Consider the following 14,630-nt stretch of genomic DNA (forward strand, 5'->3'; position numbering starts at 1 on the left):
AATGCTCTTAACTTTGAGCATTTTTTATTGGTTTTTCAGATTTTTGATATTCACTTACAAAAATACCTTTATTTTTTGTTTTTTGTAATGTTATTTTTCAATATTCTCTTTTTGTACCTAATCTATCAGCAAAGTTTAAACCTATTATTTTCATTCTATTATCTAAATTTCAATCTCAATTATAAAAAGCATTAATACTATGATTTGGTATTTCATCTTTTGGGAGGCTTTTATGTAATCTGTGTATCTTTGTTTTACAAAGTACTAGTTTAGATTAATTCTATCTTCAAATTTTATCATAAAATGAGCAATTGCTGTATTTCAATTTTGAATGGGCATTGTTCATTTTTTTGTTATATTTTCAATTGCTAAATAAAATATTTTAAAAACTGCCATATCATTAGGAAAAACTTTTTTATTTCTGATAACTTTTCGTAATTGACTATTTACAGATTCAATAGCATTTGTTGTATAAATAACTCTTTTGATTTCTGTAGGATAACTAATAAAAACCATTAAATTATCTCAATTTTTATATCAAGATTTAGCAATTTGAGGATATTGTTTATTTCACTTATTTTCAAAGGATTCTAAAGCCTGCATTGCTTGTTCTTCACTACATGCAGTATAAATTGGTTTTAAATCTGCAACTAGAGATTTTCTATGCTTATATGAGACATATTTCAAACTATTTCTAATTTGATGAACTATGCATAATTGATGTTCTGTTTTAAGATAAACTGATTGTATTGCTTCTGACATGCCTGTTAAATTATCACTGCAGGCAATAAGAATATCATTTAAGCCACGATTTTTCATTTCTGTTAAATTTGCTAATCAAAATTTAGCACCTTCATTTTCACTAATTCATAAACCTAAAACATCTTTTTTACCTTCTAAATCAACTCCTAAAGCTATATAAACTGATTTATTAATAATCCTTTTATCTTGTCGTACTTTCACTACTATGCAATCAAAATAAACAATCGGATAGACACTTTCTAATGGTCGATTTTGCCATGCTTTTACATCATCAATAACATCATCAGTAATTTGACTAATAACACTTTCACTAATATCAGCACCATGATATAACTCTTGTAATTGCATTCTAATATCTGATAATGTCATACCTTTTGCATATAAAGAAAGAACTTGTTGATCAAAACCATCAAATCTTCTTTGTCTTTTTGCAACTATTATAGGATTAAAATTACTATTGCGATCTCGTGGTACATCAATCTCAATTTTACCTTGTTGAGTTATTATTTTTTTTGAACTTATACCATTACGAGCATTGTCACTATTACTATGTTGATTCTTTTCATATCCCAAATAATTTTGCATCTCAGAATTCAACATTTTTTCTACTAATCTTTTTGTTAATTCTTTATACAATCCTCTCTCTTTAAAAACTGTTGTTAAATCTTCAGTATTTTCTAATAATAAATCTACTGCTTTTGATATTGGATCATTATTATTAATATTTTGCTTTTTAGCCATCTGTAACTCACTCTTTCTAGTCATTTAATTATATTTACTAGAATTAATTAAACATAGTTATTTTTGTAAGTTACACAGATTACTAAACATTACCTCTTTTGGTAATGCATACATAAATGTAAATGCTATTTTATCAATCTTTCCAGTATTACCCGGTTCATCGTATATGTCATTGTTAGTTATTTCAAGTGGTGTATCGTTATTACACGCAATTATTGTTAATGTTGGAGTTGAAAGTGTTGCTATTCCAAACATTGATAATATTATTTTTCTCATATTATAATTTCCTTTCTTATAACTTATCCATGTTATGGTTAATTATAACAAAAAATACCAATTTAAGGAGTATGAATATACATGTTATTCAAATTTACTAGTTTTCATGATGAAAACTTAAAACAAAATATAATAAATTCTCAAACAGAGATTTTTAAAAATGCAATTGAAGAAAAAGACTGAGAAATTTTTAATTCTCAATGAAGAAAAGATAAGAGTTATATACCCCATTCTATTGCTTCACGAACAATTATTACAAAGTATGGAATTGTTACTTTTAAAAGACATCGCTATAAGTACTGATTAAACGGTAAGTGGCGTTATATTTGTTTAGTTGATAAAGAATATGATATTAAAAGATATCAACGAGTACATGATAGTTTAAAATTTCGTGTTTTAACTAAAATTTCAACTGGTGCAACTCAAACAATTATTAATGATATTTTTTCAAATGCACAAATGCATATTAAATCTATTTGTAATATTATAAATTCATTTGATTTAAAAATATTAAGTGACCCATGTAGTTATAATGTTCAAAAAATAACTATTGGTAAATGTTTATATATAAATGTTGATGATTTTTTGCCTACATTAGTAGTTAATAATAAACTTAGAAAATGTAGAGTAAGAATTGCTGTGTTTCATACTGGATATGTTAATGATTTTGCTAATCGTAAAGAACTTGCAAATAAAAAATTTTATGCTGAAATAGTAACTAGTGGTACTAAAATTGATACTAGAAAATTTGTTAATAGAGCATTAAATTTTGCTCATAATTTTTATAATAATGTTGATAGTTCTTTTAAAATTATTGGTGGAGATAGTGCTACTTGAATTAAAAATTTACCAACTTATGTTAATAATTCAATTTATATAACAGATAAATTCCATGCAATTAGAGATTTAAAAACATTAAAATTAAATAATAAAGAGTGTATTGATTTATTTTGTAAAGGTAATTATAAAGAATTAATGCTAAAAATTAATGAAAAATATAGTACCATTCAAAATAAAACTAAGTTACAAAAAACTGCTTATAGTACTTTAAAAAATAATGAAATAGGTATTACTAATCAAAAACACCCATTAAATATTGGTACTTTTGCTGAAAGTAATATCTCTATTTTAAAATCATTATTTGGTTATGGTGCAAAAAGTTTTAATTTACGGACTTATCAAAATATGTTAACTTTAAGATTAGCAAATATTAACGGTTTAAATATAATTGAATTATTAAAAAATAGAACAATACATTAATTATTAAAAAATAGTTTTTTATTGTTAAATCTACATTAGTAGAATTTTTTGTATTACATAAATAATTATATTTTTTACATTTTTAAAAAATATGAGTTATAATATTAGTGAATTTGAGGGTTTTCTGTAATCTGTGTATCTTTGTTTTACAAAGTACTAGTTTAGATTAATTCTATCTTCAAATTTTATCATAAAATGAGCAATTCCTGTATTTCAATTTTGAATGGGCATTGTTCATTTTTTTGTTATATTTTCAATTGCTAAATAAAATATTTTAAAAACTGCGATATCATTAGGAAAAACTTTTTTATTTCTGATAACTTTTCGTAATTGACTATTTACAGATTCAATAGCATTTGTTGTATAAATAACTCTTTTGATTTCTGTAGGATAACTAATAAAAACCATTAAATTATCTCAATTTTTATATCAAGATTTAGCAATTTGAGGATATTGTTTATTTCACTTATTTTCAAAGGATTCTAAAGCCTGCATTGCTTGTTCTTCACTACATGCAGTATAAATTGGTTTTAAATCTGCAACTAGAGATTTTCTATGCTTATATGAGACATATTTCAAACTATTTCTAATTTGATGAACTATGCATAATTGATGTTCTGTTTTAAGATAAACTGATTGTATTGCTTCTGACATGCCTGTTAAATTATCACTGCAGGCAATAAGAATATCATTTAAGCCACGATTTTTCATTTCTGTTAAATTTGCTAATCAAAATTTAGCACCTTCATTTTCACTAATTCATAAACCTAAAACATCTTTTTTACCTTCTAAATCAACTCCTAAAGCTATATAAACTGATTTATTAATAATCCTTTTATCTTGTCGTACTTTCACTACTATGCAATCAAAATAAACAATCGGATAAACACTTTCTAATGGTCGATTTTGCCATGCTTTTACATCATCAATAACATCATCAGTAATTTGACTAATAACACTTTCACTAATATCAGCACCATGATATAACTCTTGTAATTGCATTCTAATATCTGATAATGTCATACCTTTTGCATATAAAGAAAGAACTTGTTGATCAAAACCATCAAATCTTCTTTGTCTTTTTGCAACTATTATAGGATTAAAATTACTATTGCGATCTCGTGGTACATCAATCTCAATTTTACCTTGTTGAGTTATTATTTTTTTTGAACTTATACCATTACGAGCATTGTCACTATTACTATGTTGATTCTTTTCATATCCCAAATAATTTTGCATCTCAGAATTCAACATTTTTTCTACTAATCTTTTTGTTAATTCTTTATACAATCCTCCCTCTTTAAAAACTGTTGTTAAATCTTCAGTATTTTCTAATAATAAATCTACTGCTTTTGATATTGGATCATTATTATTAATATTTTGCTTTTTAGCCATCTGTAACTCACTCTTTCTAGAAAATTAATTATATTTACTAGAATTAATTAAACATAGTTATTTTTGTAAGTTACACAGATTACATAAAAGCCTCTTCAAATTCTCCAGCAATAATTTTCATGTTTTTTTACTAAATGCACTATAAATTATTTTCAATAGTTTTTAGTAATTTTTCTAAACTGGTTCTAATTTACTAAACATTATATAAATTTTAAAATTAGTTTAAATATGAAAAATTATATAAGTTAAGGTTAATGATAATATCATTAACCTTAAATTTCATTAACAACTGTTAAAATCATAGGTAACTTACCAGTTTCTTTTTTAATATAATCTTGTAAGTCATTTTTCATTTTAGTCTTAACTTCACTAAGACTAAAAGCATTATTAGTTTTATATTTTTCAATAACATTAATAATAATGTTTTGCAATTTTTTCAACATTTCTTCATTATTAGTTAAATAAACAACACCACGCATTTGTGCATCAATTAAAGAAATAATTTCTTTAGTTTTACGATTTATTGTCACTCCTGTAATTAAAATACCATCACGTTGTAATTGTTTTCTTTCACTAATAACAATGGAACCAATATCACCAACACCAATACCATCTACATATACATCACCAGTTTTTATTAAGTTATCTGTTGTTTTATTAGTAGCATTTTTATCATTAAAACGAGAAGGACGTGCAACATACTGTTTAACAAAATTATCAATTAATTTACCATTTTCAAAAGTAATAACTTCACCATTATCATGAATTAAAGCATTGTTATGTAATACACCAGCATCAATGGCTGCTGCTTGTGCTGCTACAAAATCTTTATATAAACCTTTAACTGGTAAAAAATATTTTGGTTCAATAATATTAACCATTAACTTAATATCTTCATAAGAAGCATTTAAACTTCAAGCTTGTTTTTCTGATATATTAATAACTTTAACATCAGTACGTGCTAAGTCATCTAATAAGGCTGCATGAGCCAATTCATTTCCTGGAATTGGTGGAGTTGCTAAAATTATTGTATCTTGGGATTCAAGTTTTAAATAATCATCATTACCAATAGCAATTTTATTCATTCTAGTAAATAAACGCTCACCACTACCAGTAACAATAATTACTGTATCTTTAGTACCAATTGTTTGTGCTAAATTAATAATTTGTGATTTATCAATATTGAAAGCGTTTAAATCATTAACTTTTAATAAAATATCATATAAAGTTGCACCATAAACTGCAATTTTACGTTTAGAGTCAGTTTCTTTAATAGCATTAAGAATTTCACTAACACGATATAAATCTTGATCATAACATGCAAGAATAACTCTTCCTGGTGCTTCTTTTAATACTGGTTCAATAATAGTTTGAATTTTATGCTTAGGAGCTGTAAAAGCTTTTCTATTGGCGCATGTTGCTTCACTAATTAATAATAAAACATCATTTTTAGAAACACTAGCTAAATGTTGAATATCAGTAGTAAAATCACTACGATGTTCACCATCAAAAATATAATCACCCGTATAAACAATTGTTTCATTTAATTTAATATTTTCACCATTATTTACAGTTAGAACAAAACCTAAACTACCTGGAATTGAAGTAGTTGTTTTAAATGTTTTAACAACAACATTACCAAATGATACTTTTTGTTCAGGTTCAATAGTTTTAATTATAATTTCATTTTGATTAATAAAACGAAAACGTTCTAATTTCTGCTTAATCATAAAATCAGTTAGTTTACTAGTAAAGATTGGAACTTTATACTCGGGTTTTATTTTATTAAAATCTTTTAAAATATAAGGTAGTGCTCCAAAAGCATCATCAGATGGTTTTGAAATAAATATACCTTGAATACGATGTTTATTTTCTTTTAAATATGTATAATCTGGAATAATAATATCAATTCCTAAAATTTCTCTTTCTGGGAGTCTAATGCCGGCATCAAATACAAATATCTTATCATTTACTTCAACAACATATAAGTTTTTACCACGTTCATCTAATCCACCCAGAGCAAATACTTTTATCTTTGCCATGTTTTCACCAGTTTTCTACTTTCTTTATTTTTATTTTATAAAATTTAATATCTTAGAAGAACATAAAAATTAAAACTTTAACTTAAATTCCCAAGATGCTGCTATATTATGTTATTAGTATTTTAACACTAATTTAATAATAAAACTGTAATTAATTTTCATTAAAAATAGTTTCAAATTATTTATCAATAATTTCTAAGCTAAGCTTACTATTATCTTCAACTTTAATTACTCGAACTTTAATTATATCATTGATTTTAACGACATTATTTAAATTATCAATACGTTTATTAAATTTTTTTGAAAATTCTGAAATATGAATTAAACCATCAATCTTATCTTGTAAATTAACAAAAACACCAAAATTAACAATTTTTACAACTTTACTATCAAATTCAGAACCGATTTTAATTTGAACAGGATTAACAATACTTTCAATAATTTGTCAAGCTTTATCAATGGCTGATTGTTCATTATGATAAATCATCAATCGTCCATCATCTTCAATATCAATTTTAACATTATCACAGTCGGTAATAATTTTATTAATAACTTTCCCACCAACACCAATAATATCACGAATTTTATCAATTGGAATTAACTTTTGAATAATTTTTGGAGCATTAGGTGCCAATGTAGTTCTAGGTTTTTTAATTACTTCATTCATGTTTGCTAATACTTGTAATCTCGCAATTCTGGCTTTTTCTAAAGCTTGTGTAATAATATTAAAATCAATACCAGTAATTTTAATATCCATTTGTAAAGCACAAATACCATTAGCTGTTCCCGCCACTTTAAAATCCATATCACCTAAGTGATCTTCTAATCCTTGAATGTCAGTTAAAATTATAAAATCTTTTTCTTCTTTAATTAAACCCATGGCAATACCAGCAATTGCAGCTCTAATCGGTACACCACCAGCCATTAATGCCATTGATGAAGCACAAATTGCTGCTTGTGAAGTTGAACCATTTGATGCTAATACTTCTGATACTAATCTAATTGTATAAGGAAAATCTTTTTCAAGAGGAATAATTTGTAATAATGCTTTTTCACCAAGGGCGCCATGACCAATCTCACGTCGTGAAGGAACACCCATTCTTCCGGTTTCACCAACAGAAAATGGAGGAAAATTATAATGATGAATAAAACGTTTATACTCTTCTTTACCTAATCCATCAATAATTTGATGTTCCGCAAGTGCACCCAAAGTTAAAACTGATAAAACTTGTGTTTCACCACGAGTAAACATTGCACTACCATGAACAATAGGTAAAACATCAATCATACTTGTTAATTTTCTAATATCATCTGCTTTTCGTCCATCAACTCGTACATTATTTTTTAAAATCATAGTACGCATTGCTTTTTGTAATAATTGATCAATACTTTTGCGTAAATTATGAATACTTGTTTCTTCACCAGCATTTAAAACTTCTTGATTAAATTTATTTTTAAAACTTTGAAATGTTTCTTCAACTAAATTTTTAATCAAGTTACTTCGACTTTTTTTATCAAAAGTAGTAGTAATTTTACTAATTTGTGATTGACAATTTGTAGAAACAAATTGTTCAATATTAACAGGAATTAATGCTAACTGTGGTTTAAATTTATTTGGTTTTAATTTTTCAATGATACTTTCTTGAAAAATTATTAATTTAATAATATGTTCATGTGCAAATTTTAATGCTTTAATAATATCTTTTTCTAAAATATCATGACATCCAGCTTCAACCATATTGATGGCATCTTTTGTTCCACCAACAATCAATTCCATTTTTGAATTTAATAATTGCTCTTGTGTTGGATTAAGGACAAGTTCATCATTTATTTTACCAACAACAACAGTAGCACTAGGACCCTGAAATGGCAAACTACTTAATCCTAAAGCAAGTGAAGTACCAAAAGCTGCATTTACTCTAACATCACAAGCATCATCTAACGCAAAAACATTATTTACAACTTGCACTTCATTAACAAAACCTTTTGGAAATAATGGACGGATTGAACGATCAATTAATCTAGCACATAGTGTTGCATATTCACTAGGTCGACCTTCACGCTTTAAAAAACCACCTGGAATCTTACCAACTGAATATAACTTTTCTTGAAAAACTATTTGTAATGGAAAAAAATCTTGATTATTAATAACTTCATTATATGATACAGTTGTTAATACAACTGTATTTCCATAAGTAATTTTTACTGATTTTTCTGCTAAATTAGCCATTGTACCTAATTCAACAATTAATTCATATTTTCCTTCTTTAAAAAGGAATTTTTCTTTTAACATTATTTACTCCTTAGCTTCCATTTTTTGTCGCAACTATGAGCATTATAGCATAATAAAATGTTAAAATAAGTTATAGAACAATTTTATTTTAGGAGGTCATAACTTATGTTTAAACATAAAATACAAAATGAAATTTCAATTTCAAATAAAGACTTTGATAAAATTAAAAATAAAGCTTTAATTATTGATGTTCGTGATGTTGCTGAATATCAAATTTTAAAAAAAATAACAAATGATAATGGTGAACTTAATATTGTTAATATTCCTTACTATGATTTGATTAAAAATCCTAGTAAATATATTGAAAACAAAAATCAAGTGATTATAACTATTTGTAATGCAGGAAATCGTTCAACTGCTGCTGCACTAACACTCAGAGAATTGGGCTATACTAACACTTATGTTTTAATTAATGGTATTTATGGATATTACAAAAAATAACTTATTTCTCATTATTTAATTTAATAAGATCATTAATAGCAATACTTAAATTATTACAATAAGTTCCTAAGACTAAACTAACACTATCGTCTTGGTCTAAAATACCACGATTTTTAATTTTTTTAAGATTATTAAAATTAATTTTTGAATGATCAATAATCTCTACCTTAATTTTATTTGCTGTTGCTGTTGTCTCTTTAATATTATCAATTCCCCCTAAATCAACAATAAAATTTTGTAATTTAAATGGGAATTTTTGTGGTTTATTAATATGTTTTGAATTACTTTCTTGTTGATTGCGTAATTTTTTAGCTGTACTAACATTTCATATTCAAATCCCAATACTAGCCACAGCAAATAACAATGCAATAACTAATAATACTATTTGTCAAATTGGCATGATTACCTTCCTTAATTAATATATTTTTAAATATTTTCTTAATCTTCTTGAATAAAAGCTTTTTTTACTTTAGCAAGTAAAGAATAATGATTAAGTCGATATTCTAAAACTTGTAACGTTAATTCTGATAATTTAATTGTTACCTTATCATTTAGTTTATCATTAAAATCAAAAGTATCAACAATTAATTTTCCAAAATCGCTCAATTTACTATCTTTTTGAATATTTTTCAAAGTAATTTCATGATTTTCATCCAAAATTAGTGGTGAATTTAAACTGCGATAACTATTATTAGCTACTGGAGCAATTTCATGAAATTGCATTAAGTTATGATTTGAAATTAAAACAGCACCACCAAGTGATTTCATTAAACCCATCGAACCAGTTCTTGTTGCAATAACTAAACCAGAACCACGAAAGTTTTCAAATAATTGATTATTAATTAACACTTGACATGAAAGAGTTGTTGTTAAATTAACAAATTTAACTTCATTAATAGCATATAAAATCTTATTATTAATATTTACTTCTAATAATGAAAATTTATTTACTATTAAATTATTATCATTTTTATCAATTCACATTAATACTTTGTCAACTTCTGTGTTTAAAAAGTTTTCATAAAAACCAAGATTACCACATTTAAAAGTAACAAACTTAACAGTATTGAGTATATTATTATAATCATGAACAGCTTTTAAAAATGTTCCATCACCGCCAATAATAAAAACAATATCTGGAAAAGAAGTATCTTCAAGTGCTTTAAGGGCCAATAACTTGGCCCTTAATTCCTTAGCTAATGATTGAGAATTCTCATATTTATTAGCAATAATTGTAAATTTATAATTTTTCATCATGTATTCCAATCATATTTCAATTAAAATATTTCACAAGAATCTTCAAATTCGTTTTCAATAGAACCACGTAAAAATAATTCAATCTCATCTTCATTATAACCAATTTGAATACGTTGTTTATTTTCTTGAACAATAATTGGACGTTTTAAAACAGTTGGTGAAGTTTTAATTAAATCAAAAACTTGTAACATTGTTAACTTTTCAATATTAATAGCATGTGTTTTAATAAACTTTGCTCTTGTTGAAATAATATCACCAACACCATTTGGCACAAATCTTAATAATAATTTAATTTCAGTATCGGTCAATGGATTATGGATAATATTACGTTTAATATATGGAATTTTATGTTTATCAAAAAATTGAATAACTTTTTTTGAAGACAAACAACTTGGCGAAACATATATTTTAATCATGACAATACCCCTCTTTGCTTTTAGACTACATTTGATTTAAATACTCTTTTTTAAAATTAATATTTTTTTATCTTTAAAAGATAAAAGTTAATAAACTCTACATTACTATAATAATATATATTTCCACACTATCTTTGACCAAACTTAGAAAATAAGTACATGAAAGACCTTTTCCGCTATATCCTTCACCCACATATTATATCATATTATTTTTTGAAAAATAGATACTTTTATTCCTTAAATTTTATAAAAAAATTTAACATATATTTTACTATCAAATTTTATTAATAATTTGAATTATAATATAATGAAATTATAAAATTAAATTTTCTTTATTTTAAAGTAAATAATTAAAAATAAATAATTTTTATGAGTAAAAAAACAAGGAGTTAACTAAACATGCCTATTCAAAATAATAACAGTAAATATTTTAAAGAATTCATAATTGAAACTATAATTAGTTCCACCGGAATATTATTAACTGGTCTTAGTTTATCCACTATTTTATTTTTTTATGATAATACAAAAAATGGAAAATCAATAAAAGATAAATTAAATACTATTTTAAATCCAAATAATTTAGTAGTATGCATAATGGGTTCTGTACCTTTAATTCATAGTTTAAACATAACACAAGTTGGTAATAAAAAAATAACAAATGCCACTAAAGGATTAATAGAAAATATGCTAGTATCATTTTCAAAATCTAAAAAAGAACTCCTTTATTAGCAAATAATGATGTAACGAACATCAATAACTTTGAATTACAAAACCCAGTCAATAATATAAATAATAAAGTAACAATTAATACTTTATAAATATTTATCTTTTAAAGACAAATAAAATTTAATTTAAATAGCTTAATAAATTAAATAGCTTAATAAATTAAATAGCTTAATAAATTAAACTGATTTTATCATTTTAATTGATTCTGTTATTATATCAATACCAGAATCATTAGAATTACTCTTTTCTAAGAGTGGCTTTACTTTAGTAAATGGTTCTACTTCTGAAAGTTGTTTTTTTGTTTCAATTTCTACTTCTATCTTAAAATTATCTAAACTAGAATCTGAAATAGATGATTTATTTTCATTAATTTTTATTTTTAATTCACTTTCTCTTACTATTAGTGTTTCTATATCTTTATCAAGTTTATCTAAACTAATGGCATTTAATGAATTTAATTTATCACTTTTTTCTTTTTGAAGTATTTCTAAATCGGTTAATGGTTGCATATTTTCAATTGAAATATTTTTTAATTTTTCTCTTTGTTGTTTAATTTTTAGTATTGTATTTTCTAATAAAAATTGTTTTTGACTATTAGTCACTTTTAAATCTTCTATTTCTTTAGTACTATTCTTTTTGCTTAATTGTGCTTTTAATACTAGTCAATTTTCCTTTAATATATTTGTCTCTTTTTTATGTTTTAATATCTCATTAAACAAATCTTTTTCTTGTTTTATTTTTTTTTCATTTGCCATTCGTAAATCAGTAATTTCTTTATTTATATTACTTCGATTAACAAATTCTTTATCTAATTTTTTTTGAACACTTTTGTAATTACAAAAAATGCCAAAAGTTAATAGTGAAATAACACGACGTCAAATACTATCTCTTCAATCTTGTAAAACTATAATATTTTGAAAAATATTTTCTGAATCTTTTAGTTTTAAACTAATATTTTCTTCATTACTTTTAATTTCTTTTTCTAAACAAGAAATTGAATTAGTTTTTGCATCTATATTGTCATTTAATGTTTTAATATTTAAATTTATTTCATCTATTTTTGTGATTAATTGTTCTTTAGAACTTTCATTATCATTTAAAATAGATTGTATTTGACCTTTATTTGCATCAATGTCTGTTGTTAATTGTTCCTTGTTTTTTTCTAATCTTTCAATTTCTAATTCAATTTCTGATTTTTGTTTTATTAATGCAATTAAATTTTCTAAACTTTGTAATTCCGCTTTCAATTCTTCTTTTTTTAAAATTTCTTTTTTTAAATTTAATATTTTAGTTTTTTCTTCTTGTAATTTTGTCATATTTTCTTTTAATGCTTTTAAACTACCATTAAAAAAAGATGATTCTTGAATTATTTCTTTTAAATTAAATAATTCATTTCTAATTCTTTCTAAGGTTCTTCTGTTATCTACTTTGTCTAGATTTCTGTTTTTTATATCTTTATCAGTTTCTTTACTTTCAACTTCTAAAGTATATATATTTTCATTAACTGCTTTTAATTTATCAGTCATCTGATTAACATATTGTTCAATAAATGTTTTTTTTATCTTCACTATCTTTGATATTTCTTAATTGACTTTCAGCTTTCTTCAATATATCTTCTAGTTGTTTTCTTTCAAATTCAAAACTTGCTTGTTTTTCGGCAATATTTTGTTTCTTGATTTCTAATTCCTCAAGTTTTAACCCAAGAGTTTGAAGATATTCTTTCACATTGTTTCGATCTTCTATTTTCTTTAAATATTTTTGTAAATCATCCTTATATTTTTCTTCTCCAAATAACATAAAAAAACTCCTTTATAAAGTAAAAAACCCATTACTCTTAAAAAAATAAAAGCTATGGGTCAAAAACTATTTTTAATTTATGTTTTTATTATATCAAAATCAAACAAATTTTAATATAATTAATTGAATTATTTAACTTTATCATTGATAATTAATTATATTAAAAAATTAATTTGGAGGAAGCAAAATATATGGCTCGTATTATATCTGGAATAACTAGCACTGGAAAATTAACTCTTGGTAACTACTTGGGAGCAATTAATAATTTTTTAAAATTGCAAGAAGAACATGAACTCTTAATATTTGTTGCAAATTTACATGGATTAACACTACCAATAAAAGCACAAGAATTAAGAGATAATATTAAAGATATTGCCGCTTGATATTTTGCTGCTGGTATTATACCAAATAAATCTCATATTTTTATTCAATCTGATGTTTTAGCCCATAGTCAATTAGGATATATATTATTATGTAATAGTTATGTCGGTGAATTAGAACGAATGACACAATTTAAAGATAAAAGTCAAAAAATGACAAATCAACAAAATAAAACGATTAGTATTCCAACAGGCATTCTTACATATCCAGCATTAATGGCAGCTGATATTTTACTATATGACGCTGATTTTGTGCCAGTTGGTGTTGATCAAACTCAACATTTAGAATTGACAAAAACTTTAGCAACAAGAATGAATAACAATTATAAAACTGATTTATTCAAAATTCCTAAAATAATTATTGATAAACAAGCACAGAAAATTATGAGTTTACAAGAACCTGAAAAAAAAATGTCAAAATCTGATACTAATCTAAAAAATACTATTTTTTTAAGCGATAGCAAACAAGAAGTTACCAATAAAATTAAAAAAGCAGTTACTGATTCAGAAAATATTATTAAATTTGATCCAGAACATAAGCCTGGAGTTAGTAATTTATTAACTATTTATGCTAGCATTACTAAAAAAGATATCAAAACTTGTGAACAATACTTCAGCAATCACAATTATGGTTTTTTAAAAGAAGAAGTAATTAAAGTAATAAATGATTTATTAGAACCAATGCAAAAAAAACACCAAGAATTTATTAATGAAAAATCATCACAATTAGCAAAATATTTAGAAGAAGGTGCAAATTTTGCTAATAATATTGCTACTAAAAAATTAAACTTTGTTCAAGACACAATGGGTATTAATTTTATCGAGAAAGAAAGATAGGAGGAAG

15 protein-coding genes are annotated in these 14,630 nt (G+C 24.3%); 4 read left to right on the forward strand and 11 right to left on the reverse strand.

Translation table 4 applies throughout. From position 1 onward, the window contains the following. Positions 1-7 precede the first annotated feature (7 nt). The 3 genes from AACL24_RS09225 to AACL24_RS09235 all read right to left on the reverse strand — a co-directional run bounded on the left by AACL24_RS09225 (position 8) and on the right by AACL24_RS09235 (position 1,758). Positions 8-154, reverse strand: coding sequence for a hypothetical protein (locus tag AACL24_RS09225; protein WP_339046357.1), 147 nt, complete (start codon positions 152-154; stop codon positions 8-10). A 110-nt stretch (positions 155-264) separates the two neighbouring features. Then, entirely contained in the window at positions 265-1,503 is a 1,239-nt protein-coding gene (locus tag AACL24_RS09230) for an IS256 family transposase (RefSeq protein ID WP_339049434.1), read from the reverse strand. 57 nt (positions 1,504-1,560) lie between these two features. Then, positions 1,561-1,758 carry a hypothetical protein gene (locus AACL24_RS09235; RefSeq protein WP_339046359.1) on the reverse strand — a complete coding sequence of 66 codons (198 nt, stop codon included), beginning with the start codon at positions 1,756-1,758 and terminating at the stop codon, positions 1,561-1,563. Between the two features lie 102 nt (positions 1,759-1,860). Here AACL24_RS09235 and AACL24_RS09240 point away from each other — a divergent pair, with 102 nt between their 5' ends. Further along, positions 1,861-3,039 (forward strand): Mbov_0401 family ICE element transposase-like protein, encoded by a 1,179-nt coding sequence (locus tag AACL24_RS09240; RefSeq protein WP_339046361.1) that lies wholly within the window; start codon positions 1,861-1,863, stop codon positions 3,037-3,039. A 156-nt stretch (positions 3,040-3,195) separates the two neighbouring features. Here AACL24_RS09240 and AACL24_RS09245 read toward each other — a convergent pair whose 3' ends face one another. The 3 genes from AACL24_RS09245 to AACL24_RS09255 all read right to left on the reverse strand — a co-directional run bounded on the left by AACL24_RS09245 (position 3,196) and on the right by AACL24_RS09255 (position 8,769). Next, on the reverse strand, positions 3,196-4,434 hold the full coding sequence (locus AACL24_RS09245) for an IS256 family transposase (RefSeq protein WP_339046363.1): 1,239 nt from the start codon (positions 4,432-4,434) through the stop codon (positions 3,196-3,198). Positions 4,435-4,706: 272 nt separating this feature from the next. Continuing rightward, positions 4,707-6,476 (reverse strand): ribonuclease J, encoded by a 1,770-nt coding sequence (locus AACL24_RS09250; RefSeq protein ID WP_339046365.1) that lies wholly within the window; start codon positions 6,474-6,476, stop codon positions 4,707-4,709. 178 nt (positions 6,477-6,654) lie between these two features. Next, the gene (locus tag AACL24_RS09255; RefSeq protein ID WP_339046367.1) at positions 6,655-8,769 is read right to left on the reverse strand and encodes a polyribonucleotide nucleotidyltransferase; all 2,115 of its coding nucleotides are present in this window, start codon (positions 8,767-8,769) and stop codon (positions 6,655-6,657) included. A gap of 105 nt (positions 8,770-8,874) precedes the next feature. Between AACL24_RS09255 and AACL24_RS09260 the strand changes: the two genes are divergently transcribed. Next, positions 8,875-9,210 carry a rhodanese-like domain-containing protein gene (locus tag AACL24_RS09260; RefSeq protein ID WP_252320544.1) on the forward strand — a complete coding sequence of 112 codons (336 nt, stop codon included), beginning with the start codon at positions 8,875-8,877 and terminating at the stop codon, positions 9,208-9,210. 1 nt (position 9,211) lies between these two features. On the opposite strand, the gene AACL24_RS09265 is transcribed toward AACL24_RS09260, so the two are convergent. Genes AACL24_RS09265 through AACL24_RS09275 form a run of 3 tightly spaced genes read right to left on the reverse strand, consistent with a single transcriptional unit; the run spans position 9,212 to position 10,883 of the window. After that, positions 9,212-9,610 carry a hypothetical protein gene (locus AACL24_RS09265; protein WP_339046369.1) on the reverse strand — a complete coding sequence of 133 codons (399 nt, stop codon included), beginning with the start codon at positions 9,608-9,610 and terminating at the stop codon, positions 9,212-9,214. A 38-nt stretch (positions 9,611-9,648) separates the two neighbouring features. Further along, positions 9,649-10,467, reverse strand: a complete 819-nt coding sequence (locus tag AACL24_RS09270; protein ID WP_339046371.1) for a hypothetical protein — start codon at positions 10,465-10,467, stop codon at positions 9,649-9,651. 20 nt (positions 10,468-10,487) lie between these two features. After that, a complete protein-coding gene (locus AACL24_RS09275; protein WP_174481244.1) occupies positions 10,488-10,883 on the reverse strand; it encodes a Spx/MgsR family RNA polymerase-binding regulatory protein in 396 nt (131 codons plus the stop codon). A gap of 399 nt (positions 10,884-11,282) precedes the next feature. Between AACL24_RS09275 and AACL24_RS09280 the strand changes: the two genes are divergently transcribed. After that, the gene (locus AACL24_RS09280; RefSeq protein ID WP_339046373.1) at positions 11,283-11,612 is read left to right on the forward strand and encodes a hypothetical protein; all 330 of its coding nucleotides are present in this window, start codon (positions 11,283-11,285) and stop codon (positions 11,610-11,612) included. 173 nt (positions 11,613-11,785) lie between these two features. Here the strand turns inward: AACL24_RS09280 and AACL24_RS09285 are convergent, their stop codons facing one another. Both AACL24_RS09285 and AACL24_RS09290 read right to left on the reverse strand, forming a co-directional pair. After that, on the reverse strand, positions 11,786-13,177 hold the full coding sequence (locus AACL24_RS09285; RefSeq protein WP_339046375.1) for a hypothetical protein: 1,392 nt from the start codon (positions 13,175-13,177) through the stop codon (positions 11,786-11,788). After that, complete coding sequence (locus AACL24_RS09290; RefSeq protein ID WP_339046377.1) at positions 13,140-13,406, reverse strand: hypothetical protein; 267 nt, start codon at positions 13,404-13,406, stop codon at positions 13,140-13,142. Before AACL24_RS09290 ends, AACL24_RS09285 begins: the two co-directional genes overlap by 38 nt. Positions 13,407-13,597: 191 nt before the next feature. Here AACL24_RS09290 and trpS point away from each other — a divergent pair, with 191 nt between their 5' ends. Beyond that, complete coding sequence (gene trpS, locus AACL24_RS09295) at positions 13,598-14,623, forward strand: tryptophan--tRNA ligase (protein WP_338973834.1); 1,026 nt, start codon at positions 13,598-13,600, stop codon at positions 14,621-14,623. The last annotated feature ends 7 nt before the right edge of the window (positions 14,624-14,630 follow it).

The sequence above is a fragment of the Spiroplasma endosymbiont of Colias croceus genome, assembly GCF_964020095.1.
GTDB lineage: Bacteria > Bacillota_I > Bacilli_A > Mycoplasmatales > VBWQ01 > Spiroplasma_E.